Genomic DNA, 23317 nt, shown 5'->3' with positions numbered 1-23317 from the left:
TGCTCCTCGCGACGATGCACGGGTAGCCCCCTGCTTCCCGGTTCCTGGAGGCTACCTGTGCATCGTTGTCCGCGGAGTCATTCCGAGGTATGACCTTGCAGGCCCGAAGGTCGCACGTCGCGGGGTCAGTTGGCGGGCGCCGCCGCGGTCGCCACGAGGAACGCAGGGGCACGCAGACCGGCCTCGGCGAACGCCTGCGCCACGGCCTGCGCGACCGGCTCGACCGCCTCGGCCCGCACCAGGGCGATCGCCGAGCCGCCGAACCCGCCGCCGGTCATCCGGGCGCCCAGGGCCCCGGCCGCACGGGCCGTCTCCACGGTCAGGTCCAGCTCACGGCACGTCACCTCGTAGTCGTCGCGCAGCGAGACGTGCGAGGCGTCCATGAGTGCCCCGACACCCTCGGGGCGACCAGCCTCGAGCTCGGCGACGAACGCCTCCACGCGCGCGATCTCCGTGACCACGTGCCGCACCCGCCGCACCTGCACGTCGCCCTCCGCGGAGCCGTCGGCGAGACGCTCCAGCGCGGACGCGAGAGCCTCGGGCGCGATCTCCCGCAGCGTGCCGACGCCCAGGCGCCCGGCCGCGGCCTCGCAGCCGGCCCGGCGGACGCCGTACTCGCCGGTGGCGTGCGAGTGCTCCGCCTTGGTGTCGACGACCAGCAGTGCCATGCCGTGCGCCGTGAGGTCGAACGGCTCGTGCCGGACCGACCCGTCCAGGCAGTCCAGCAGCAGCGCGTGGCCGGCCAGCGCACGCAGCGAGGCGGCCTGGTCCATGCCACCGGTGGGCGCGCCGGCGATCTCGTTCTCGGCACGCACGCACACCTGCGCCAGCACGGCCCGCCCGGCGTCGTCGGGGGCGTCGGCGGGCCCGGCCAGTCCGAGCCCGTGCACCGCGTCGAGCGCGACGGCGAACGCCGACTCGAGGGCCGCCGAGGACGACAGCCCCGACCCGTAGGGCACGCACGAGTCGACGACCGCGTCGAACCCGGTCACGGCGTGCCCGGCCTGCTGCAACGCCCACGCGACACCGGCCACGTACGCCGGCCAACCCTCGACGGTGCCCGGTGCCACCGCGGCCAGATCCACCTCGCGGGCGCCGGACTCCTGCCCGGAGACCAGGCGCACCACGGTGTCCGGGCGGGAGCGCAGCGCGACGAACGTGCGGTGCGGCAGCGCGATCGGCAGGGCCAGCCCACCGTTGTAGTCGGTGTGCTCGCCGATGAGGTTGACGCGACCTGGCGCCGACCAGACACCGTCGGGTTCGCCGTCGAACACCTCGGCGAACCGGGCGCGCACGCGGGCGGCACCCTGCTCGGGCGTCCAGGCGTCGATCCAGGTGGGGGTGGTCATCGGGTCAGCTCCTGCAGTCGGGTCGCGATGCGCTCGGGGGTCGTGTCGGAGATCCAGGCCGCCTGCCCGGACTCGACGCCGGCCAGGTACTTGAGCTTGTTGGGGGCGCGCAGCACCGAGAACAGCTGCAGGTGCAGCCGCCAGTCCTCGCGGCCCTGGCGCGCGGGTGCCTGCTGCCACCCGGAGATGTACGGCAGCGGGATCGGCTCGCCCTCGGGCGTCTCGAAGAACCGGTCCAGGACACCCAGCAGCCGCAGGTACGTCACGGCCAGGTCGGCCCGCTCGGCGTCGGTGAGCGCGGGCAGGTCGGGGACGTCGCGACGCGGGGCCAGGTGCACCTCGACCGGCCACTTCGCGGCGAACGGCACGTAGGCGACCCAGTGCTCCGACTCGAGCACGATCCGCTCGCCGTGCGCGAGCTCGGCGGCCAGCACGTCGGCGCCGAGCAGCCGACCGGTGCGCTCGCGGTGCTCACGGGCCTGGGTCAGCATGGCCTGCCCGCGGGGCGTCAGGTACGGGAACGCGTAGATCTGGCCGTGCGGGTGGTGCAGCGTGACGCCGATCTCCTTGCCGCGGTTCTCGAACGCGAAGACCTGCTCGATGCCCGGCAGCGCGTTGAGCGCCTCGGTGCGGTGCGCCCAGGCCTCGATGACGGTGCGCATGCGCCGGGGGGTCACGGTCGACAGCGACGCGGTGGCGTCGGCCGAGAAGCAGATGACCTCGCAGCGACCGGCGGCCGGGCGCACGGGCCAGACCTCCTCGCCGTCGCGCAGCGTGGTGACGTCCTCCTCGCCGGGCACGGCCATGAGCGAGGGGAACCGGTTCTCGAAGACGACGACGTCGTAGTCCTCGGCGGGGATCTCGCCGTCCTGGTAGGTGGCGCCGGGCTTGGCGGGGGCCAGCGGGTTGGCGTCGGCAGGCGGCAGGAACGTGCGGTTCATGCGGTGCGCGGCCATCGCGATCCACTCACCGGTGAGCGGGTCGCGGCGCAGCTCGGGGCCGGTGACGGGGCGCGCCACGCCGTCCTCGCCGACCACGGGGGCGAACCGGTCGGGCAGGGGGCGCGGGTCGTCGAGCCGTCGGGTCAGCTCGCCCGAGACGTACGCGGCGGAGTCGTCGAAGTAGAGCAGCTCGCGACCGTCGGCCAGTCGCGTGGGGGTCACCCGGACTGCGTCGTCACCGGTGGGCAGCAGGGTCAGGGGCGTGGGACTGGTCACCGAGGGTCTCCGGGGGTGGTGTCGGTGGGGCGGGCGGGGGAGCCGTCCGACGGGGTGCCGGACGAGCGGGTGGGAGGGGCGGCCGTGACGACGAGCTCGCCGACGGCGTCGGCCAGCGCCGCACGGGCGCCGGGGGGCAGCAGGGCGTCGGTGACGAGCACGTCGACCTGGTCGAGCGGCAGGATCCGGGCCAGCCCGACCACACCCCACTTGGTGTGGTCGGCCAGCACGGTGGTGGTGGTCGCGCAGGCAGCCAGCGCGCGGTCGGTGGCGGCCTCGGCCAGGTTGGGCGTGGTGATGCCCTCGGCGTCCAGGCCGTGCACGCCGAGGAACGCGCGGTCGACGCGCAGCCCGGCCAGGGCGGTCTCGGCCACGGGGCCGACCAGCGCGTCGGACGGCGTGCGGGTGCCACCGGTGAGGATCACCTCGAGCGGCCCGTGCCCGGCGGGGGCGTGGTGCAGCAGGTCGGCGATGCGCGGGGCGTTGGTGACCACGGTGAGCGGCCGCAGCGCGGTGTCGGCGGCGATCAGCTCGGCCAGCAGGTAGGTGGTGGTGCCGGCCGACAGCGCGACGGCCTGGCCCGGTTCGATGCCGGCGGCGGCCGCGGCGGCGATCGCCTGCTTCTCGGCCTGGGCCTGCCCGCGCTTGGCCTCGAAGCCGGGCTCGTCGGTGGGGCGGCCCGGCTGGCCTGCGTCGGTGGCGACGGCGCCGCCGTGCACACGCCGGACGAGCCCCGCACGGGCCAGCTCGGCGATGTCGCGCCGGATCGTCATGTCGGACACGTCGAGCTGGTCGACGAGGTCGGCGACGCGGACGGCGCCGAGCGCACGCACGTCGGCCAGGATGCGGTCCTGCCGTTGGCTGGCGAGCATGCCACCAGTATGCGCGACAAACGAACAAAAACCAACAGCAGAGCGTGTGAGTCTGTTCGGTGCTGTCCGGGCGCTCTCGCCGGAACGCCCGGGATCAGACCGGGGACAGCCCCAGTGCCCGCCCGGCCAGACCCCGCTGCTGCGAGGCGAGCTGCGTCGCGATGCCGCGCAGTGCCACCGCGCCCGCCGACGTCGGGTCGCTGAGCACCACGGGCGTCCCGCCGTCACCGGCCTCACGCACCCGCACGTCCAGCGGCACCTGGCCCAGCACCGGCACGCTCGTGCCGGTCAGCGTCGACAGGTTCTGCGCGACCCGCTCACCGCCGCCCGAGCCGAACAGCTCCAGGCGCGACCCGTCCGGCTGGTCCAGCCACGCCATGTTCTCCACCACACCGACCACGTGCTGACGTGTCTGCACCGCCACCGAGCCGGCCCGCTCGGCCACCTCGGCGGCCGCGACCTGCGGCGTCGTGACGACCACGATCTGCGACCCGGGCAGCAGCTGCGCCACCGAGATCGCGATGTCGCCCGTGCCGGGAGGCAGGTCCAGCAGCAGCACGTCCAGGTCGCCCCAGAACACGTCCGCCAGGAACTGCTGCAGCGCGCGGTGCAGCATCGGCCCGCGCCACACCACCGGCTGCCCGGCGGGGACGAACATGCCGATGGACACGACCTTCACGCCGTGCGCGATGGGCGGCAGCAACATGTCGTCGACCTTGGTCGGCGGGCGGTCGACCCCGAGCATGCGGGGGATCGAGAACCCGTAGATGTCGGCGTCGACCACCCCGACGCGCAGCCCGTCGGCCGCCATCGCGACAGCCAGGTTCGCCGTCACCGAGGACTTGCCGACACCGCCCTTGCCCGAGGCGATCGCGAAGACCTTCGTCAACGACCCCGGCTGGGCGAACGGCACGACCGGCTCGGCGTCCGTGCCGCGCAGCATGACCCGCAGCGCCTGGCGCTGCTCGGCCGACATGACCCCCATCGCCACCTCGACCGCCCCGACGCCCTCGAGGGGCTGCACGGCCGCGGTGATGTCGCGGTTCAGGGTGTCCTTGAGAGGGCAGCCGGGGGTCGTGAGGTCCAGCCCCACGACCACGTGCGCGCCGGCCCCCGTGGCGCCCGGGCGCACCTCGACCGAGCGGACCATGCCCAGCTCGGTGACGGGACGACGGATCTCCGGGTCCATGACCCCGGCCAGTGCCCCGCGCACCGCGGCGACGAGGGGGTGCTGGTCGGGGGCGTCGGGGCGTGAGTCGGCAGCAGAACCATCGGGCATATGCCCATGGTAGGTCGGCCACCGGGTGGGCCCCGCCGTGAGAAACCCGGTCGTCGCCGGTCTGGCTACCGACCCGCCGGCTGCTCGCCGTCGGTGCGTGGCGGTGCCGCGCCCTCCGGTGCGTCCCGGCCCGGTCCGCGGGCGCTCTCGCGCTCCTCCAGGAGGTCCTCCAGCAGGTTGCGCAGCTCGGAGCGCACGAAGTCACGTGTGGCGACCTCGGACAGGGCGATGCGCAACGAGGCCATCTCGCGGGCCAGGAACTCGGTGTCCGCCAGGTTCCGCTCGGCCCGCTGCCGGTCCTGCTCGGCGGTCACGCGGTCGCGGTCGGTCTGCCGGTTCTGCGCGAGCAGGATCAGCGGCGCGGCGTACGAGGCCTGCAGCGAGAGCATCAGCGTCAGCGCCGTGAAGCCGTTGGCCGCCCGGTCGAACCGCAGGTCCTCGGGGCCCCACGCGTTCCACGTGATCCACGCGATGCAGAACATCGTCAGCCACAGGATGAACCGCGGCGTGCCCATGAACCGCGCGATCGACTCGGAGATCTTGCCGAACGCGTCCCGGTCGCTGAAGAACGGCGGCAGGATCTTGCGCCGCGACAGGCGCGGGGTGTCGAGACGCTCAGCCACGGCCACCCCCGGACGTCGGGCGAGCCGTCACCACCGGCGCGTCGTCCTCGTCGGTCTCGCGCCAGTCCTCCGGCAGCAGGTGGTCGAGCACGTCGTCGACCGACACCGCCCCCAGCAGGCGCTTCTCGGCGTCGACCACCGGCAGCGCCAGCAGGTTGTACGTGGCCAGCTGGCGGGTCACGCTCAGCAGCGGCGTCCCCACGGTGATCGCCTCGATGTCGGTGTCGACGATCGCGCCGATGGCCTCGTGCGGGGGTTCGCGCAGCATGCGCTGCAGGTGCACCACACCGATGAACCGGCCGGTCGGGGTCTCCAACGGCGGGCGGGCCACGAACACCATCGAGGCCAGCGCGGGAGCCAGGTCCTGCCGACGCACGTGCGCCAGGGCTGCCGCGATCGGCGTCTCGGGCCCCAGGATGACCGGTTCGGTGGTCATCAGACCGCCGGCCGTGTTGTCCTCGTAGGCCAGCAGGCGGCGCACGTCACGCGCCTCCTCGGGCTCCATGAGCTCCAGCAGCTCGGCGGCCTGCTCGTCGGGCAGCTCGCCCAGCAGGTCGGCGGCGTCGTCGGGCTGCATGGCCTCGAGCACGTCGGCGGCGCGCGTGAGCTCCAGACCCTGCAGGATCGCCACCTGGTCGTCCTCGGGCAGCTCCTCGAGCACGTCGGCGAGGCGCTCGTTGTCCAGGGCCGTGGCGACCTCGAGCCGGCGGGTGGTGCCCAGGTCGTGCAGCACGTCGGCCAGGTCGGCGGGCTTGAGGTCCTCGTACTGCGCGAGCAGCAGCTCGGCGCCCTGCGCGGCCGACGCGCGGGCCAGCCCGGTGACCGCGGCGACGTCGACGAGCACGGTCTCGCCGCGTCGGCGCAGCAGGCCGGACTTGCCGGGAGTCTTGCGTCGCACGAAGACCTTGGTGACCAGCCAGTCGCCGTTGCGCTGCAGCTCGATGGCGACGTCCTCGACCGAACCGGCGCCCGAGCCGTCCACGAGCTCCACGGTGCGGTCCAGCAGCTCACCGACCACGAGGGTCTCGTGCATGCGCTGCTCGAACCGGCGCATGTTCACCAGACCGGTCGAGATCACCTGGCCGGCGTCGATGGCCGTGACACGGGTCAACGGCAGGAACACGCGCCGACGTCCGGGCACCTCGACCACCAGGCCGACGGCCCGCGGGGCGCCCTTGGGGCGGACGAGCACGACGACGTCGCGCACGCGCCCGACCTGGTCGCCCAACGGGTCGAACACGGTGGTCCCGGCGAGGCGCGCGACGAACACCCGGGTCCCGACGCTGCTCACGGGCGTCAGCCTAGACGTGCCCTCGGCGGGAGGATGGCGCCCCACGCTGACCTGGGAGAGGATCGAGGGCATGTCGTTCTCCGGAGCCAACCGCGTGCCCAAGGCACCCACCCTGCCGCAGGGCGAGACGGTGGCCGCCTACGGCACCTACCTCGAGGCGCAGAAGGCCGTCGACCACCTGGCCGACCACCAGTTCCCCGTGCAGCTGGTCACGATCGTGGGGACCGACCTGCGCATGGTGGAGCGCGTGACGGGACGGTTGTCGTACCCGCGGGCCGCCCTGGGCGGCTTCCTGTCCGGGGCGTGGTTCGGCCTGTTCGTCGGTCTGCTGATGAGCCTGTTCTCCACACCCGGCACCGGGTCGCTGCTGCCCGCGGCGATCCTCATCGGCGGGGCGTTCGGGCTGATCCTGTCGGTGGTGACGTACTCGTTCTCCGGCGGGAAGCGCGACTTCACCTCGTCCAGCCAGATCGTCGCGGCGACCTACTCCGTGCTGTGCCGGTCGGAGAAGGCCAACGCCGCCCGCCAGCTGCTGGCGCAGGTCGGCGGGGTCACACCCGGCTGGGGGACCGCCACCGCCGCCACTCCCGCACCGCCCGTGGCCGAGACGCCCCCGCCGGCGCCGCCGACCGACCCGCGGGGCTGAGCCGGTCGTCCGTCAACGACCCAGCAGACCGGCCATCCATGCCTCCACGGCGTCCGGGTCACGCGGCAGGGCGCCCGACAGGTTCACGTTGCCGTCGGCCGTGATCAGCACGTCGTCCTCGATCCGCACCCCGATGCCGCGGTACTCCTGCGGCACCAGCAGGTCGTCGGACTTGAAGTACAGGCCCGGTTCGATGGTGAACACCATGCCGGGTTCGATGATCGCGTCGAGGTAGAGCTCCTTGCGGGCCTGCGCGCAGTCGTGCACGTCCAGGCCCAGGTGGTGGCTGGTGCCGTGCACCATCCACCGACGGTGGTGCTGGTTGTCGGGCAGCAGGGCCTCCTGCGCGCTGACCGGCAGCAGCCCCCACTCCTCGAGCCGCTCGGCGATCACCTGCATGGCGGCGGCGTGCACGTCGCTGAACCGTGAGCCCGGCACCGCGACCGCGAACGCGGCGTCGGCGGCGTCGAGCACCGCCTGGTAGATGCGGCGCTGCACGTCGGTGAACGTGCCGTCCACCGGGAGCGTGCGCGTCACGTCCGCCGTGTACAGCGAGTCGACCTCGACACCGGCGTCGACCAGCACCAGCTCGCCCGCGGTGACCTGGCCGTCGTTGTCCGTCCAGTGCAGCGTCGTGGCGTGCTCGCCGGCCGCCGCGATCGTCTCGTAGCCCACGTAGTTGCCCTCGAGCCGGGCGTGCCCCAGGAACGTGCCCTCGATGACCCGCTCGCCGCGGCGGTGGGTCACCGCGTCGGGCAACGCCCGCACGATCTTCTCGAAGCCCTCGATGGTGGTGTCGACCGCGAGCTGCAGCTGGTCGACCTCCCACGCGTCCTTCAGCAGCCGCAGCTCGGACAGCGCCTCGGCGAGCTTCTCGTCGCGCTCACCCGCGGCCTCGCTGCGACGGATCTCCTCGACGACCGCCTCGACGGACTCGTCGACGCCCGGCACGATCAGCACCTGCACGCCGTCCTCGCCGGCGTCCTTCGCGATCGCGTCGCGCAGCTCGTCCAGGTGCGCCGTGGCGATGCCCGTGACCGTCTCGAGCTCCTCCAGCGTGGGCCGCGCACCCACCCAGAACTCGCCGTAGCGCGAGTCGGAGAAGAACTCGACGGTGTCGCGCCCGGCCAGCGGACGCATGTAGAGCACGGCGTGGTGCGCGCAGCCGTCGTCGCCGGTGCCGTCCTCGACGGGGTGCAGCACGAGCACCGCGTCGGGCTCCTGCTCCATGCCCAGCCCCGTCAGGTGCGCGAACGCCGAGTGCGGGCGGAACCGGTGGTCGGTGTCGTTCGACCGCACCCGGAACGTGCCGGCCGGCACGACCAGCCGCTCACCGGGGAACTGCGCGGACAGCTGCGAGCGCCGGGCCGCCGTGTGGTCGGCGGCCTCGCCCCGCACGGCACCCGTGGCGGCACGCTCACCCCACCCGGAGGTGATGAAGTCGACGAACGTGGACGAGGTCGGACGCTGCGACCGGTTCTGCCCGCGACTGGCCAGCGACTGCTCGTCGTCGCTCGGGCTCGGCGTGCTGGTGCTGGTCGGCGTGGCGTCCTGGCTCATCGGGCCATCCTCCCACCACCGTTACCGTGGCCGGGTGCGCATCGACCTCCACACCCACTCCTCGGCCTCCGACGGCACGGACAGCCCGGCCGAGGTGGTCGCCGCCGCCGCGGCGGCCGGGCTGGACGTCGTCGCCCTCACGGACCACGACACGACGGCCGGCTGGGACGAGGCCGCCACTGCCGCCCGTGCCCTGGGGGTCGCGCTGGTGCGCGGCACCGAGGTCTCGGCGCGCTCGCACGGCATCTCGGTGCACCTGCTGTCGTACCTGCAGGACCCCACCCACCCCGCGCTGCTGGTCGAGCTGGAACGCACCCGCCGGGCCCGGCTGGACCGCGCCCGGCAGATCGTCGACCTGCTCGCCGTCGACCACCCCCTCACCTGGGACGACGTGCTGGCGCAGTCGCAGGACGCGGTCGTGGTCGGACGTCCGCACATCGCCGACGCGCTCGTGGCCCGCGGTGTCGTGCCCGACCGGGACGCCGCGTTCGTGCACCTGCTCGCCTCGCGCGGCCCGTACCACGTGCCGCACTACGCCCCGGAGGCCGTCGACGCCGTGCAGGCGATCCGGGCCGCCGGGGGAGTTCCCGTGTTCGCCCACCCGGGCGCGGACGGGCGCGGTCGCGTGGTCGCCGACCGGGTGTTCGCCGAGCTGGCCGAGGCCGGTCTGGCCGGCCTCGAGGTGCACCACCGTGACCACGACGACGCTCAGCGCGCACGCCTGGCGGCCCTCGCCGACCGCCTCGGGCTGCTCGTCACCGGCTCGAGCGACTACCACGGTGCAGGGAAGGTCAACAGGTTGGGGGAGAATCTGACGGCCCCGGCCGTCCTGACGGCCATCGACGAGCAAGGAAGCGTGGAGGTGATCAGGTCGTGAGCGACCTGCTCGACGTCCGTCTGTTCACCTCGGTCTTCATCACCTTGTTCGTGATCATGGACCCGCCCGGCACCGTCCCCATCTTCCTGGGCCTCACCGGGGCCATGAGCCGCAAGCAGCGCAACCGGGCCGCCCGGCAGGCGATCCTCGTCGCCTTCGGCGTCATCGTCGTGTTCGCGGTGTTCGGCCAGCAGATCCTGCAGTACATGCACATCTCGCTGCCGGCCCTGCAGGCGTCCGGCGGACTGCTGCTGCTGCTGGTCGCGATGGAGCTGCTGACCGGCAAGATGGAGGAGCCGCAGCCGTCGGGCAGCGGCAAGGTCAACGTGGCGCTGGTGCCCCTGGGCACCCCGCTGCTGGCCGGCCCGGGTGCGATCGTCGCCACGATGGTCTATGTCAAGCAGGCCGACGACTCGAACGCATGGATCGCGATCGCGCTGGCCATCCTGGCGGTGCACGTGTGCCTCTACCTGGCGATGCGGTTCGCGGGTGTGATCCACCGGGTGCTGGGGGAGTCCGGCACGATCCTGGTGACCCGGATCGCCGGTCTGCTGCTGGCCGCGATCGCCGTGCAGATGGTCGCCGACGCCGTGATCGCGTTCGTCCAGACCGCCTGAACGTCGCCTCGCTGAGGTGCGCCTTCTCAGGGGCCGCACAGGCAGGATCGGGGTCGGCTCAGGGGCGTCCCCGATGAGGGGGTGCAGGTCAGGGCCCTAGCGTCCCCGGTATGGCTCATTCCGGACGCGCGCTCCTGCCCGACGCCACCCTTCCGCCCGGTGCGCGTGATGCGCCCGCGGCGCCGACGACCGGCACACCGGACCTCGCCGAACGGCCCGCCCCGGTCACGCACGCCCAACGCCACCTGGCCCCCGACCTGGCCCGCGGCATGATGCTGCTGTTCATCGCCCTCGCGAACGTGTGGGGCTACCTGTACGGCAGCGACCTGGGTTACGGGCACCGCCCGGTGGACGGCTCCGGCCTCGACCACGTCGTGAACGCGCTGGTCGCGTGGTTCGTGGACGACCGGTCCCGGCCGATGTTCGCGATCCTGTACGGCTACGGCCTGGCCACCATGGCCTCCCGGGCCCTGGCCCGCGGCAACGAGCTCAAGGCGGTGCGGCGCCTGCTGCGTCGGCGCAGCTGGTGGCTCGTCGCGTTCGGCCTGGTGCACGCCACGCTGCTGTTCAGCGGGGACATCCTCGCGCCGTACGGCGTCACCGGGCTCGTCGCGCTCATGCTCGTCGGGCGTCGACCCCAGGTGCTGCGCCGCTGGTTCGTCGGTTCCCTGATCAGCGGTCTGACCGCCTACGTGCTCATCGCGGCCTTCTCCGGTCAGGTCGAGGCCGCGGACACCACCGTCGGGTACGTGGAGTCGGCCGTCGAACGCCTGCTCGGCTCGGTGCTCTCGACCGCGGCGGTGGGGCTTCTGCTGGTCTTCGTCGCCCCGGTGATCATCGGGATGGCGATCGCCCGAGCCGGCTGGCTGGACCGGCCCGCCGAGCATGTCGACCAGCTGCGACGGGTCGCCGTGTGGACCGCGGTCGCGAACCTGGTCGGCAACGCCCCGCACGCGCTCGCGGTCGCCGGGGTGTGGGAGCCCGGGTCACGGACGCGGCTCGTGTTGGAGCTGGTGCACGAGGCGACCGGCCTGGCGATGGGCCTGGGGTACGTGTGCCTGTTCGCCCTGCTGGCCGTGCGGTGGCAGGGGCGCACCGCACCGGCGCCGGCCCGGGCGGTGGCCGCGGTGGGGGAGCGCTCGTTGACGTGCTACCTGCTGCAGTCGGTCCTGTTCGCCCCGCTGCTCAGCGCGTGGGGACTGGGCGTCGGGGGTCGCATCGGCACGGCGTCCGCCTCGCTCCTGGCGGTGGCCGTCTGGCTGGTCACCGTCGGTGTGGCGGTCCTGCTGGACCGGGCCGGGCGGCGCGGGCCGTTCGAGGTGCTGCTGCGGCGGTTGACCTACGGTCGCCCGCGCACGGCACCGCTCGAGAGCCCGGCCGCCACGGCCGGTGCGCTCACTCGCTGACGGGAGCGGCGCTCTCCCCGGCACCACCGGTGCGGCGACGGCGGCGGCGACGGCGGTTCGCGCCGCCCTCGCCGTCTCCCTCGGCGCGGGCGGCCTGGGCGCCTGCTGCGGGGGTCGCGGGGGCTGCCTGCGCGGGCGCGGCCTGGTTCGCGACCGTCTCCGTGGTGGGGGCGCCGGCGTCGCCGCCGCGGCCACCCCGGCGACGCGAACCCGACTCGCGGCGCTCGCCACCGCGACCTTCGCCGCGACCCTCACCGCTGCGACCCTGCTCACGACCACCCGTGCGGTCGCCCTGCCGGTCACCGTGACGGTCGCCGCGACCCGAGCCGGCCGGCTTGGTGCCGCCGTGCTTGCCCGTCTCGCCCAGGTCCTCCAGCGCCTCGGCGGCCAGGCCGGCGCGGGTCTGCTGCGCCTTGGGCAGGCGACCCTTGGTGCCCTCGGGGATGTCCAGGTCGGTGTAGACGTGCGGCGAGCTGGAGTACGTCTCGACCGGCTCCGGGATGCCCAGCTCGAGCGCCTTGTCGATCAGGCCCCAGCGGGGGATGTCGTCCCAGTCGACGAACGTCACCGCGGTGCCCTTGTTCCCGGCACGGCCCGTGCGACCTGTGCGGTGCAGGTAGGTCTTCTCGTCCTCGGGGCACTGGTAGTTGACCACGTGCGTGACGTCGTCCACGTCGATGCCGCGCGCGGCGACGTCGGTGGCGACCAGCACGTCGACCTTGCCGTTGCGGAACGCACGCAGCGCCTGCTCACGCGCGCCCTGGCCCAGGTCGCCGTGGATCGCACCCGAGGCGAACCCGCGCTCGGCCAGCTCGTCGGCCACCTTCGCGGCGGTGCGCTTGGTGCGGGCGAACACGATCGTCAGCCCACGGCCGTTGGCCTGCAGGATCCGGGCGAGCAGCTCGACCTTGTCCAGGGCGTGCGCGCGGTAGACGACCTGCTTGATGTTCTTGACCGTGGCGCGACCGTCGTCGTCCGGGTCGGCGGCACGGATGTGCGTGGGCTGCGTCATGTAGCGGCGGGCCATCGCGACGACCGCACCGGGCATCGTCGCCGAGAACAGCATCGTGTGCCGCGACGCGGGCGTGGCGCCCAGCAGGGTCTCCACGTCGGGCAGGAAGCCCAGGTCGAGCATCTCGTCGGCCTCGTCGAGCACGACCTCCCGGGCGTACGAGAGGTCCAGGTGACGCTGCTTGAGCAGGTCGATCATGCGGCCGGGCGTGCCGACGACCACGTCGACGCCGGAGTTCAGGGCCTCGATCTGCGGCTCGTACGCGCGGCCCCCGTAGACCTGCAGGATGCGCACGGAGCGCTTGCGCGAGGCGGCCTGCAGGTCACCGGCGACCTGCACGGCCAGCTCGCGGGTCGGTACGACGACCAGGGCCTGCGGCTTGCCCGGGGCAGGGAGGGCGTCGTAGCCCTCCTCGCCGGGGGCGATCACGCGGTGCAGCAGCGGGACGCCGAAGCCGAGGGTCTTGCCGGTGCCGGTCTTGGCCTGGCCGATGATGTCGTGGCCGGACAGTGCGACGGGCAGCGTCATCGCCTGGATCGGGAACGGGTGGGTGATACCGGCCTCGGCGAGCGAGGCGACGATCTCCGGGCGGACGTCGAAGTCCGCGAAGGACACGTCGACTGCCTGCACGGAGGAGGCGGTGGTGGTGGTCACGGTGACTCTTCACTGCGAAGGGTGGTGCGCCGCACGCCGTCGGGCCGTCGGACGGCCGACACGCGTCGGGCCGTCCCGGGCGACAGCAGGGCATCACCACGCAGGTTGGCCGGCAGCCGATCGTGAAGTGCGACGCGCACCCGCGGACGAGACCGTCCGGGGCTGCGCGAGGTGGTCGTGGACCTGAGGATCGAGACGACCGGGCAACCGATGTACGCGCACATGGTAGCCGACGCCGCTCCGGCGCACGGGTGCGACCCGCTACGTGTGCACGGACCTGCCGCCCGCGGGCGCCGTCGGACGCAGGCCCACCGCCGGGCCCGGCGATACGATCGAAGGATGACCGCGACCCCTGCCGAGACCGCCGATGCCGTCGAGCTGCTGGGGCTGGTCGCCCAGCTCGAGCACCTGGCGTTCGCCCGGCTGGCCGCCGACGCCGCCGTGGCACCGACCGCCGAGCACCGCATCGAGTTGAGCCGGTTCGCGGCCGCGGCCGTGGCGCGGCGCGACCGTGTGCTGGACCGGGTGGCCGAGCTGGGCGCCGACCCGCTCGCCGCGATGGCCCTCTACGACGGCGTGCTCGACGACTTCGACGCCCGGACCGAGCCGAACACCTGGTGGGAGCGCCTGCTCACGGTGTACGTGGGCTACGGCGTGGCCGACGACTTCTGCCGGCTGGCCGCCGCGGGGCTCGACGAGACCTCACGCGCCCTGGTCGTCGAGGTCCTCGACGACGCCGAGCACGCCGACCTGGCCGTGGCCGAGCTCGACGCCGCGGGCACCGACACCGCAGTGTCCGCGCGCCTGGCCCTGTGGGGCCGACGTCTGGTGGGGGAGGCCCTCGGGGTCGTGCAGCGGCTCGTGGTGCAGCGGCCCGGCCTGGTGCGCCTGCTCGACGCCCGGCCCACGGGCGAGAGCACCACCGTGGCGGGTCAGGACACGGCGGCCCCCGGTGCTGCGGGACAGAGTGCGGTGGGCGAGCGGACGCAGGCCCCCGCGAACCAGGCGTCGAGCAAGCTGTTCGGCGAGCTGACGGCTCAGCACACCCGCCGGATGACCAGGCTGGGCCTGACAGCCTGACGGTCGGCTGCGGCTCCCGCTCCACGAGACGACGAGGGCGGCGCACCCGGTTCCCCGGGGCGCCGCCCTCGTGCGTCCAGGCGCTCAGATGGTGCCGAAGCCCACCCGCCCGCGCGTCTCCGTCCCGAGCTCCACGAAGCCCAGGGCCTCGGTCGGGACGATGACCCGGCGGCCCTTGGCGTCGGTCAGCTCGAGCGCGACCTTGCCGGTCAGGGCTGCGGTGACGGCGGCGCTGATCTCGTCCGCGCTCTGGTCGGACTCCAGCACGAGCTCACGGGCCTGGTTGCGCACACCGATCGTGATGTCCACCGTGATCGTCTCCTCGTCAGGGATCGTGCACCCGCCACAGCGGCGCGTGCGCGTCGGTCGGCCGTACTACCGGGCACAGCCCGGTACGGCACGAGACGATCCTAGGCGGTGGTCTCGGTGGCCCGGTCGCGGGCCAGGCCTGCGACGCCACCCCAGCAGAGCCGCGCCACCAGGTCGACCGACTCCTCGAGCCCCAGCGCACCGCCGGAGCGGTACCGGTGGGTCGCGGCCCCGCGGGCCATCGCCGTCAACGCGGTGGCGAGCAGCACGGCCTGCTCCTTGCTCAGACCGGTCGACGACACCAGCGCCACGGCGATCTTGTCGGCCACCTGCGACGACGCGCTCTCCACCCGGGTGCGCACGTCCTCGTCGTGCGAGACGTCCGACTCGAACAGCAGCGCCGAGGACTGCCCGGCGGCGTCCACGAAGGTGAAGTAGGCCTGCACGACCGCGACGACGATCGGGCGCCCGTCGCCCGGGTGCACCGGTCCGTGCACGAGCGGCTCGACGGCTGCGTCGACGGCGGCCAGCAGCTCCGCACCGCGCTGGTCGACCACGGCCAGGTACAGGTCCAGCTTGGACGGGAAGTGCCGGTAGAGCACCGGCTTGCTCACCTCGGCACGGTCGGCGATGTCGTCCATCGAGACGTGGTGGAAGCCCTCGGAGGAGAACAGCTCCTGGGCGATCTGCAGCACCTGGGCGCGCCGCTCGTCCCGCGCCATCCGCGGGCCGCGGGCCCGGGGCGTCGCACCGGCCTCGCCGGCGTCCACCTGGTCGTCCATCTGGTGATGGTAGCCAGGTCGACGGGTCGCGGCCGGGCGGACGAGCGAGGCGGGCGAGGACGCACACACCGTGTCGGTGGGCTGTGATGGGATCACCCCGTGACGACCTCAGCCGCGACCCTGCGCCTCGTGCGTCCGGCGCTCGCGGACGTGCCGCTGCGCGGTCCCGGGGCGCCGGTCGACCTCGACCCGTCGCAGGCGGAGGTCGTCGCGCGGGTCGCCGCCGGTGCGGACCCCGCGCTGCTGGTGCTCGGTGCGCCGGGCAGCGGGCGGACCACCGTGGTGCTGGAGTCGGTGGTCGCCGCGATCGAGGCCGGTCTGGCGCCGGAGGACGTGCTCGTGCTCGCCGCCGGTCGCCGGGCCGCGGCCGACCTGCGTGACCGGGTCTCCGCCCGGCTGCGCCGGACCTCGGGTCGCGCCCTGGTGCAGACCGCGCCCGCGGCGGCGTTCGCGGTGCTGCGCGCCCGGGCCTCCGCGCTCGGCGAGCCCGTACCGACGCTCGTCTCGGGCGCCGAGCAGGACCTGCTGCTGGCCGAGCTGCTGGCCGGTCACGCCGAGGGCGACGGCGTGGACCTCGGCTGGCCCGCCCACGTCCCGGTGGACGCCTGGACCCTGCGGGCGTTCCGTGACGAGCTGCGCGACCTGCTCATGCGTGCGGCCGAGCGCGGGCTGACGCCGGCGGACCTGGCCGACCTGGGCGTCGCGCACGACCGGCCGGCCTGGGTGAGCGCGGCCCGGCTGTACGAGGAGTACCTCGACGTCAACGAGCTGCGCGCGAGCACCCCGGACGTGGGCGCCCGGTTCGACCCGGCGGTCGTGGTCGACGAGGCCGCCCGTGCGCTGCTCGCCTGGGACGACGAGGTCCCCGGCGCGGCACGTCCGCGGTGGCGCCTGGTGGTCGTGGACGACCACCAGGAGAGCACCGCGGCCACCGCGCGTCTGCTGCGCGTGCTGGCCGACGACGGCGCCCGGGTCCTGCTGGTCGGCGACCCGGACATGGCCGTGCAGACCTTCCGCGGTGCCTCGCCGGAGCTCGTGGCCCGGGCGTCGGCCCCCGGTCGCGGTCCCGGCGAGCTCGACGCCGCCACCCTGGTGCTCGGCGCGGTGTGGCGGCACGGGGCACCGCTGCGCGACGTCGTCACGCGGGTCACCGAGCGGGTGGGGGCCTCCGGGGCGGTCGCCCATCGCAAGGCTGTGCCTGCCGGGGCGGCGGACGGCGACGCGCAGGTCGCGATCCTGCCGAGCGCCGCGCAGGAGGCCGCGTACATCGCCCACACGCTGCGTCGTGCCCACCTGGAACGTGCTGTGCCCTGGCAGGACATGGCGGTCGTCACCCGCTCGGGCGTGCACGTCACGGCGTTGCGTCGTGCCCTGTCGGCCGCATCCGTGCCGGTCAGCGTGCTCGGCAGCGACGTCCCGCTGCGCGAGGAGCCGGCCGTCCGCCCGCTGCTCGACGCCGTGCGTGTGGTCGTGGGCACCGCACCGCTGACACCCGAGGTCGCCGCGCGGCTGGCCTGCTCCCCGCTGGGCGGTCTGGACCCGGTGGGTCTGCGGCGGGTGCGGCGGGCCCTGCGTGCGGAGGAGCTCGCCGGGGGTGGCGGCAGGTCCTCGGACGCGCTGCTCGTGGAGGCGCTCGAGGCGCCGGGTCGTGCGGCGACCCTCCCGGCGGGTGTGCGGCGCCCCGTCGAGCACCTGGCCGGCGTGCTGCAGGCGGGACGTGAGGCCGTGGCACGGGCGGGAGCCGACGCGCAGACGGTCCTCTGGGCCGTGTGGGACGCCGCCGGGCTGGCCGAGCCGTGGCGCCGTTCCGCGCTGACCGGCGGGGCCGCTGGTGCCCGCGCGGACCGCGACCTGGACGCCGTGCTCGCGCTCTTCCGTGCCGCGGAGACGTTCGTGGACCGCATGCCGCAGAGCCCGCCCGGCGCGTTCGCCGACTGGCTGCAGGCGCAGGACCTGCCCTCGGACACGATCGCCGCGCGCGCCTCACGCGAGTCGGTGCAGGTGCTGACCCCCGCCGGTGCGGCCGGTCGTGAGTGGGACCTGGTGGTGGTGGCCGGCGTGCAGGAGGGCACCTGGCCGGACCTGCGGCTGCGGGACTCGCTGCTGGGGGCGCAGACCCTGGTCGAGATCCTCGCCGGGCGATCCGACGGCACGATCGACGTGGCCGGTGCGCGGCAGGCCGTCCTGGCCGACGAGCTGCGCTCCTTCGCGGTCGCGTGCTCGCGGGCGCGCCGGCAGCTGCTCGTGACGGCCGTCGCGGACACCGACACGCAGCCCTCGCCGTTCTGCGACCTGGTGCAGCCGTGCGAGACGGAGGCCGACCCGCGGCGCACCTCGGCACCCTCGCCGCTCGACCTGCGTGGCCTGGTCGCGCGGCTGCGAGGCCGCCTGGAGACCGCGGCGCTGAGCGGCACGAGCGACCCCGCGGCCGCCGCGACGCTGGCCCGGCTCGCGGCGCACGGGGTCCCCGGCGCCCACCCCGACCAGTGGCACGGCCTGGCAGCACCCTCCAGCGACGCCCCGCTGTGGACCGCGGACGAGAAGGTCCCCGTCTCGCCCTCGAAGCTGGAGACCGCTCAACGCTGCGCGTTGCGCTGGGCCTTCGAGTCCGCCGGGGGCACCGCGGCCGACAGCGGCGGGCAGACGTTGGGCACGCTGGTGCACGGCATCGCGCAGGACCTGCCGACAGGCACCGAACCCGAGCTGCTGGCCGCGCTGGACGCCCGCTGGTCGCAGCTCGGCCTGGGGGACGGCTGGACGGCGCTGGCCACCCGCCGCAAGGCCGAGGCCATGGTGCGTCGGCTCGCCGGGTACCTGCGCGGTGCCGGTGCGCCGCTCCTGGTCGAGGGCGCCTTCCGGCTCGAGACCGACCGGGCCGTGGTGCGCGGGTCCGTCGACCGCGTCGAGCGCGTGGACGACGACCACGTGCTGATCGCCGACCTCAAGACCGGCGCGCACCCGCCCGCCAAGGAGCTGGCGGCGCAGAACCCCCAGCTGGGCGCCTACCAGCTCGCCGTGGACGCAGGCGCCTTCGACGAGCTGCCGGAGGGGGCCACCAGCGCAGGTGCACAGCTGGTGTACCTCGGCACGGGCGCGTCCGCCACGCTGCGCTCGCAGGACCCGCTCGGCCCCGAGGACGAGGGCCCCAGCTGGGCCCGCACGCTGGTGGACGGTGTCGCGGACCGCATGGCCGCCTCGGTGTTCGCGGCGACCGTCAACGACCAGTGCGACCGGTGCCCGGTGCGCAGGGCCTGCCCGGCGCGTGCCGAGGGCGGGCAGGTGGTCGAGTGAGCGCCCTGTCCGCGGTGCAGATCTCCGAGCTGCTCGGCCAGCACCCGCCGACCGCCGAGCAGCAGCGCATCATCGAGGCACCCCTCGTGCCGACGCTGGTGATCGCCGGTGCCGGGTCGGGCAAGACCGAGACCATGGCCGGGCGGGTGGTGTGGCTGCTCGCGAACGGCCACGTGACCCCGGAGCAGGTGCTCGGGCTGACGTTCACCCGCAAGGCCGCCGGCGAGCTGGGTGACCGGGTGCGGCTGCGGCTGCGCCACCTGAGCCGTGCGGCCGCCCGCGCGGGGGTCGCGCTGGCCGGGCAGGCCGCGCTGCGCCCGGAGGGGACGCGCGCCGACGACGTGCTCGGCGACCTCGTCCGACCCACCATCTCCACGTACCACTCGTACGCCGCATCCCTGGTGGGCGACCACGCGCTGCGGCTGGGGCTCGAACCGTCCGCCCGCCTGCTCGGTGAGGCCGCCCAGTGGCAGCTGGCCAGCGAGGTCGTCGAGTCGTGGACGGGTGACCTGGACACCGAGGCCGCGACCTCCACGGTCGTCGAGGCGATCCTGCTGCTGTCCGGCGCGCTCGACGAGCACCTGCTCGAGCCCGCGCAGGCCCAGCACGGCATCGAGCAGATCGTCGAGGCCATCGAGGCGACCCCTCCGGGCACGCCTCCGCGGGCGCCCTACGCCGAGGTGAAGCGGCTGGTCGGCTCGCTGCGCGAACGGTCACGGGTGCTGGACCTCGTGGCCGACTACCGGGCCCGCAAGCGCGCGCAGGACGTGCTCGACTTCGGTGACCAGGTGGCGCTCGCGGCGCGGCTGGCGCGCGACGTCCCGGAGGTCGGTGCCGCCGAGCGTGCGCGGTTCCGCGTGGTGCTGCTCGACGAGTACCAGGACACCTCGTACGCCCAGCTGACGTTGCTGTCCTCGCTGTTCGGTGACGGGCACCCGGTGACCGCCGTGGGCGACCCGCACCAGTCCATCTACGGGTGGCGCGGGGCCAGCGCCGGTGGCCTGGAGCGGTTCCCCGAGCAGTTCCGTGCGTTCGACCCCGACGGCACCCCCCGCCGGGCCGACGTGCACACCCTGTCGACCTCCTGGCGCAACGAGCTGACGATCCTCGACGCGGCGAACCTCGTGGCCGGTCCGCTGCGTGCGGGCGCCCGGGTGCCGCTGCCGGTGCTGCAGGCTCGCCCCGGCGCGGGTCTCGGCCATGTGCAGGCCGTGATGGCCGACACGGTGGAGGACGAGGCACGCGCCGTCGCGCAGTTCGTCGCTGAGCGGTGGCGTGCGGGCACCCCCGAGGTGCCGCGCGTGTCCGCCGCGGTGCTGTGCCGCAAGCGCGCGCAGTTCCCGGTGCTGCGGCAGGCGTTGCGTGAGGCGGGGCTGCCGGTGGAGGTCGTGGGCCTGGGTGGGCTGCTGTCCACACCTGAGGTGGTCGACCTGGTGTCCGCGCTGCAGGCCGCGCACGACCCGTCGCGCGGTGACGCGCTGGTGCGGCTGCTCACGGGTGCGCGCACCCGTCTGGGTGCCGCCGACCTGCACGCACTGTCGGCATGGGCGAGCGAGCTGTCGGCGCGGCACGGCGGCGCGGGCCGTGGCCGTGCTGCCGACGGTGTCGAGGCCGACGTCGTGGACGAACGCAGCATCGTCGACGCGCTGGACGACCTGCCGCCGGCGCAGTGGTGCAGCCGCACGGGCCGGACGCTGACGGCGACCGCGCAGTCGCGACTGGCGGACCTGGCGGGTCTGCTGCGCGCGCTGCGTGCCCACACCTATCTCTCGCTGCCTGAGCTCGTCGGTGAGGCGGAACGGCTGCTGGGCCTGGACATCGAGGTGGCGGCACGGGCGGGGGTCTCGCCCGGTCGGGCGCGCGCGCATCTGGATGCGTTCCGTGACGTGGCCGTGGACTTCTCCCAGTCGGCCGACCACCCGACCCTCGGGGCGTTCCTGGCCTGGCTCGAGGCCGCCGAGGCGCGCGAGGACGGCCTCGACCTGCCGGTGGCCGAACCTGACCCCGACGCGGTGCAGCTCATCACCATCCACGCCGCCAAGGGCCTGGAGTGGGATGTCGTTGCTGTCGCCGGCATGGTCGACGGGGGCCTGCCCGCCACGGCCACGCAGGGCAAGGACGGACCGAAGGACTCCGCGTGGCTGACGGGGCTGGGCACGTTGCCCTACCCGTTGCGCGGTGACCGGCACGACCTGCCCGAGCTGGCGTACGCCGGGGCGTCCGACCCGAAGGATCTCGAGGGCCGCCGCAAGCGGTTCCTGCTCGATGCCGGGGACCACGAGGTCGCCGAGGAACGCCGCCTGGCGTACGTCGCGCTGACCCGCGCCCGCTCCGACCTGCTGCTCACGGCGGCGTGGTGGGGTCCGGCCAAGGGTGCGCGCAAGGTCTCGCTGTTCCTCACCGAGCTGGCCGAGGCCGGTCTGGTCGGCACCGAGGGGTGGGCGCCTGCACCGCAGGACGGCACCGCGAACCCGCGTGAGGTCGCCGAGCACAGCGCCTTGTGGCCGGGGGACCCGTTCGCCGGTCCCGGGGCCGAGCACTCCCGTGGTGACGCGGTGCGTGCGGCCGCCGAGGGTGTGCTCGCGGCGATCGCCCGCGCGACCGGTCGGGGTGAGCCTGATGTCGCCGTGGGTGACCTGCCCGGGGCGGACCGCCGGTCCGCGGCGGAGGGGTCCGATGACGCCGACGCGCTCGACCTGCTCGCCGACCGGCTCCTGGCCGAGCGTGACCGCACGTCCCGGCCCTCGTCGGAGGTGGTGCTGCCCGCGCACCTGTCCGCGTCCGCCCTGGTGCGGCTGGACTCCGACGCCGAGGAGTTCGCTCGGGCGCTGCGTCGACCCGTGCCGCTCGAGCCGTCCCCGCAGGCCAGGCGCGGCACGGCGTTCCACGCCTGGGTGGAGGGATGGTTCGGGGCTGCCTCGCTCGTGGACCTGGACGACCTGCCGGGCGCGGACGACGACTCGCTCCCGGTGGACGCCGACCAGGCTGCGCTGCGTGCGGCGTTCCTGGCCACCCCGTGGGCGCAGCGCCGGCCGGTGGCCGTCGAGGTCGACATCGAGACACCGGTCGACGGGTACGTGATCCGCTCGCGCATCGACGCGGTGTTCCCTGATCCCGACGCGCCAGCCGTGGTCGACGCCGAGCGGCGGGGCGCACCGGAGGTCGATGCGGTGGTGGTCGTCGACTGGAAGACCGGTGCGCCGCCCACGGACCCGGCGGCCCGCGCCTCGCGCGAGCTGCAGCTGGCCGTGTACCGGTTGGCGTGGTCGCGCTGGACGGGTACGCCGATCGAGCGGGTGCAGGCGGCGTTCTGCTACGTCGGCGCCGGTGTGACCGTGCGACCCGAGCGCCTGCTCGACGAGGACGAGATCACGGCCTTGCTGCGTGGTTCGACGGCACCCCGCGAGCCCGCGACGGCCGGGGCGCCGCGCTCGTCCCCGAGTGCCGGGGTGCTCACCCCGGCGGGCGTCGCAGGGTCGCTCAGCCGACCGAGCTGACGGCGTCCTCGTCGGTGCGGGTGTGCTCGTCGAGGTCGGTGAGCATCTCGACGGCGTCGGCGATGATCGCCTCGTCGTGCACGCGCACGCCGTGCAGCAGCCACCGGGCCAGCGCGAGCTCGCCGGCGAGCAACGCCCGGTCGGTCAGGTGCGGGTCGGTGAGCTCGGTGCGGCGCAGCTGGTAGGCCTCCATGACCGCCTCGGCGGCGTCCTGCGGGGCGGCCACCAGCACCCAGGCCAGGTCGTCGGCGGGATCGGCGACCTTCGCCTCGTTCCAGTCGAGGACCCCGGCGACGACACCGTCGCGGACCAGGACGTCCTCGCTGGTCAGGTCGCCGTGCACGACGGTGGGTCGGAACCGCCACAGGGCGACGTCCTCGAGCATCTCCTCCCAGCGGCGCAGCAGCGTGGGCGGGACCTTGCCGGTGCGGGCGGCCTCGTCGACCTCGGCCTGGCGTCGTGCGCGGTACGCGGAGGCGTCGTACACGGGCAGCCCGGCGTCCTCGACGAGCGAGGTGGGCAGCTCGTGCAGGGCGGCGAGGGCGCGCCCGAGGGAGGCAGCCAGCCCGGGCCCCGGGGTCAGGGTCTCCAGCTGCAGGGGTCGACCGGCGATCTCCCGGTGCACGCACGCACGTCCACCTTCGGGCAGGTGCGCGAACCCGGCGGGGCGGGGCACGGCGAACGGCAGGCGACCGGCGTCGACGAACGGCGCGAGCGAGCCGAGCAGGGCGGCCTCGGCCTCCAGAGCAGCCCCGGCGGCGGCCGTACGCGGTGCCCGCACGACCCAGCGGGTGCGGGTCGCGTCGATGACCACGGCCACGTCGGTGTCGCTGCCGGCACGGTCGGTGGGGCGCACGTCGTACGCGTCGAGCCCGGGGACCGCGACGGTCGCGAGGGCGGCGAGGGCGAGAGGGGAGCGTGCCACGGGGTCAGCCTAGGTCGCCTCACGGTGGGG

18 protein-coding genes are annotated in these 23317 nt (G+C 74.4%); 7 read left to right on the top strand and 11 right to left on the bottom strand.

What is annotated here, in order from left to right; all coding sequences use genetic code 11:
- Nucleotides 1-125: 125 nt before the first annotated feature.
- The 6 genes from galK to ACTHAM_RS12360 form a co-directional block, all read right to left on the bottom strand.
- Nucleotides 126-1349, bottom strand: a complete 1224-nt coding sequence (gene galK, locus ACTHAM_RS12385) for a galactokinase (RefSeq protein WP_440687862.1) — start codon at nt 1347-1349, stop codon at nt 126-128.
- Entirely contained in the window at nt 1346-2566 is a 1221-nt protein-coding gene (gene galT, locus ACTHAM_RS12380; protein ID WP_440687860.1) for a galactose-1-phosphate uridylyltransferase, read from the bottom strand. The genes galK and galT overlap by 4 nt, the downstream gene beginning before the upstream one ends.
- The gene (locus ACTHAM_RS12375) at nt 2563-3438 is read right to left on the bottom strand and encodes a DeoR/GlpR family DNA-binding transcription regulator (RefSeq protein ID WP_440687858.1); all 876 of its coding nucleotides are present in this window, start codon (nt 3436-3438) and stop codon (nt 2563-2565) included. The genes galT and ACTHAM_RS12375 overlap by 4 nt, the downstream gene beginning before the upstream one ends.
- 94 nt (nt 3439-3532) lie before the next feature.
- Nucleotides 3533-4717, bottom strand: coding sequence for an Mrp/NBP35 family ATP-binding protein (locus tag ACTHAM_RS12370; protein WP_440687856.1), 1185 nt, complete (start codon nt 4715-4717; stop codon nt 3533-3535).
- Between the two features lie 65 nt (nt 4718-4782).
- Nucleotides 4783-5340: a DUF1003 domain-containing protein gene (locus ACTHAM_RS12365; protein WP_440687854.1), complete on the bottom strand. Its 558-nt coding sequence runs from the start codon at nt 5338-5340 to the stop codon at nt 4783-4785.
- Nucleotides 5333-6631 carry a magnesium transporter MgtE N-terminal domain-containing protein gene (locus ACTHAM_RS12360; RefSeq protein ID WP_440687852.1) on the bottom strand — a complete coding sequence of 433 codons (1299 nt, stop codon included), beginning with the start codon at nt 6629-6631 and terminating at the stop codon, nt 5333-5335. Before ACTHAM_RS12360 ends, ACTHAM_RS12365 begins: the two co-directional genes overlap by 8 nt.
- Before the next feature lie 70 nt (nt 6632-6701).
- Between ACTHAM_RS12360 and ACTHAM_RS12355 the strand changes: the two genes are divergently transcribed.
- The gene (locus ACTHAM_RS12355) at nt 6702-7277 is read left to right on the top strand and encodes a general stress protein (RefSeq protein WP_440687850.1); all 576 of its coding nucleotides are present in this window, start codon (nt 6702-6704) and stop codon (nt 7275-7277) included.
- Nucleotides 7278-7289: 12 nt separating this feature from the next.
- Here ACTHAM_RS12355 and ACTHAM_RS12350 read toward each other — a convergent pair whose 3' ends face one another.
- Entirely contained in the window at nt 7290-8837 is a 1548-nt protein-coding gene (locus ACTHAM_RS12350; RefSeq protein ID WP_440687848.1) for an aminopeptidase P family protein, read from the bottom strand.
- Between the two features lie 34 nt (nt 8838-8871).
- On the opposite strand from ACTHAM_RS12350, the gene ACTHAM_RS12345 reads away from it, so the two are divergent.
- The 3 genes from ACTHAM_RS12345 to ACTHAM_RS12335 all read left to right on the top strand — a co-directional run bounded on the left by ACTHAM_RS12345 (nt 8872) and on the right by ACTHAM_RS12335 (nt 11737).
- A complete protein-coding gene (locus ACTHAM_RS12345; protein WP_440687846.1) occupies nt 8872-9714 on the top strand; it encodes a PHP domain-containing protein in 843 nt (280 codons plus the stop codon).
- Entirely contained in the window at nt 9711-10331 is a 621-nt protein-coding gene (locus ACTHAM_RS12340; RefSeq protein WP_440687844.1) for a MarC family protein, read from the top strand. Before ACTHAM_RS12345 ends, ACTHAM_RS12340 begins: the two co-directional genes overlap by 4 nt.
- A 110-nt stretch (nt 10332-10441) precedes the next feature.
- Nucleotides 10442-11737 carry a DUF418 domain-containing protein gene (locus ACTHAM_RS12335; RefSeq protein ID WP_440687842.1) on the top strand — a complete coding sequence of 432 codons (1296 nt, stop codon included), beginning with the start codon at nt 10442-10444 and terminating at the stop codon, nt 11735-11737.
- Here ACTHAM_RS12335 and ACTHAM_RS12330 read toward each other — a convergent pair.
- Complete coding sequence (locus ACTHAM_RS12330) at nt 11727-13403, bottom strand: DEAD/DEAH box helicase (RefSeq protein WP_440687840.1); 1677 nt, start codon at nt 13401-13403, stop codon at nt 11727-11729. The two genes, ACTHAM_RS12335 and ACTHAM_RS12330, sit on opposite strands and share 11 nt — an antisense overlap.
- A 339-nt stretch (nt 13404-13742) precedes the next feature.
- Between ACTHAM_RS12330 and ACTHAM_RS12325 the strand changes: the two genes are divergently transcribed.
- Nucleotides 13743-14483 (top strand): ferritin-like fold-containing protein, encoded by a 741-nt coding sequence (locus ACTHAM_RS12325; protein ID WP_440687838.1) that lies wholly within the window; start codon nt 13743-13745, stop codon nt 14481-14483.
- A gap of 84 nt (nt 14484-14567) precedes the next feature.
- On the opposite strand, the gene ACTHAM_RS12320 is transcribed toward ACTHAM_RS12325, so the two are convergent.
- Entirely contained in the window at nt 14568-14792 is a 225-nt protein-coding gene (locus ACTHAM_RS12320; RefSeq protein WP_440687836.1) for a DUF3107 domain-containing protein, read from the bottom strand.
- A 101-nt stretch (nt 14793-14893) separates the two neighbouring features.
- Complete coding sequence (locus ACTHAM_RS12315) at nt 14894-15574, bottom strand: TetR/AcrR family transcriptional regulator (protein ID WP_440687834.1); 681 nt, start codon at nt 15572-15574, stop codon at nt 14894-14896.
- Between the two features lie 99 nt (nt 15575-15673).
- Between ACTHAM_RS12315 and ACTHAM_RS12310 the strand changes: the two genes are divergently transcribed.
- Both ACTHAM_RS12310 and ACTHAM_RS12305 read left to right on the top strand, forming a co-directional pair.
- On the top strand, nt 15674-18865 hold the full coding sequence (locus ACTHAM_RS12310) for an ATP-dependent helicase (RefSeq protein WP_440687832.1): 3192 nt from the start codon (nt 15674-15676) through the stop codon (nt 18863-18865).
- Nucleotides 18862-22362 (top strand): UvrD-helicase domain-containing protein, encoded by a 3501-nt coding sequence (locus ACTHAM_RS12305; protein ID WP_440687830.1) that lies wholly within the window; start codon nt 18862-18864, stop codon nt 22360-22362. Before ACTHAM_RS12310 ends, ACTHAM_RS12305 begins: the two co-directional genes overlap by 4 nt.
- On the opposite strand, the gene ACTHAM_RS12300 is transcribed toward ACTHAM_RS12305, so the two are convergent.
- Entirely contained in the window at nt 22346-23287 is a 942-nt protein-coding gene (locus ACTHAM_RS12300) for a phosphotransferase (RefSeq protein WP_440687828.1), read from the bottom strand. The two genes, ACTHAM_RS12305 and ACTHAM_RS12300, sit on opposite strands and share 17 nt — an antisense overlap.
- Between the last annotated feature and the right edge of the window lie 30 nt (nt 23288-23317).

It is taken from the genome of Cellulomonas soli (assembly GCF_052036975.1).
Classification (GTDB): domain Bacteria; phylum Actinomycetota; class Actinomycetes; order Actinomycetales; family Cellulomonadaceae; genus Cellulomonas; species Cellulomonas soli_A.
The sequence above is the reverse complement of the archived record's forward strand: the minus strand, read 5'-3'. Positions and strand labels throughout refer to the sequence as shown.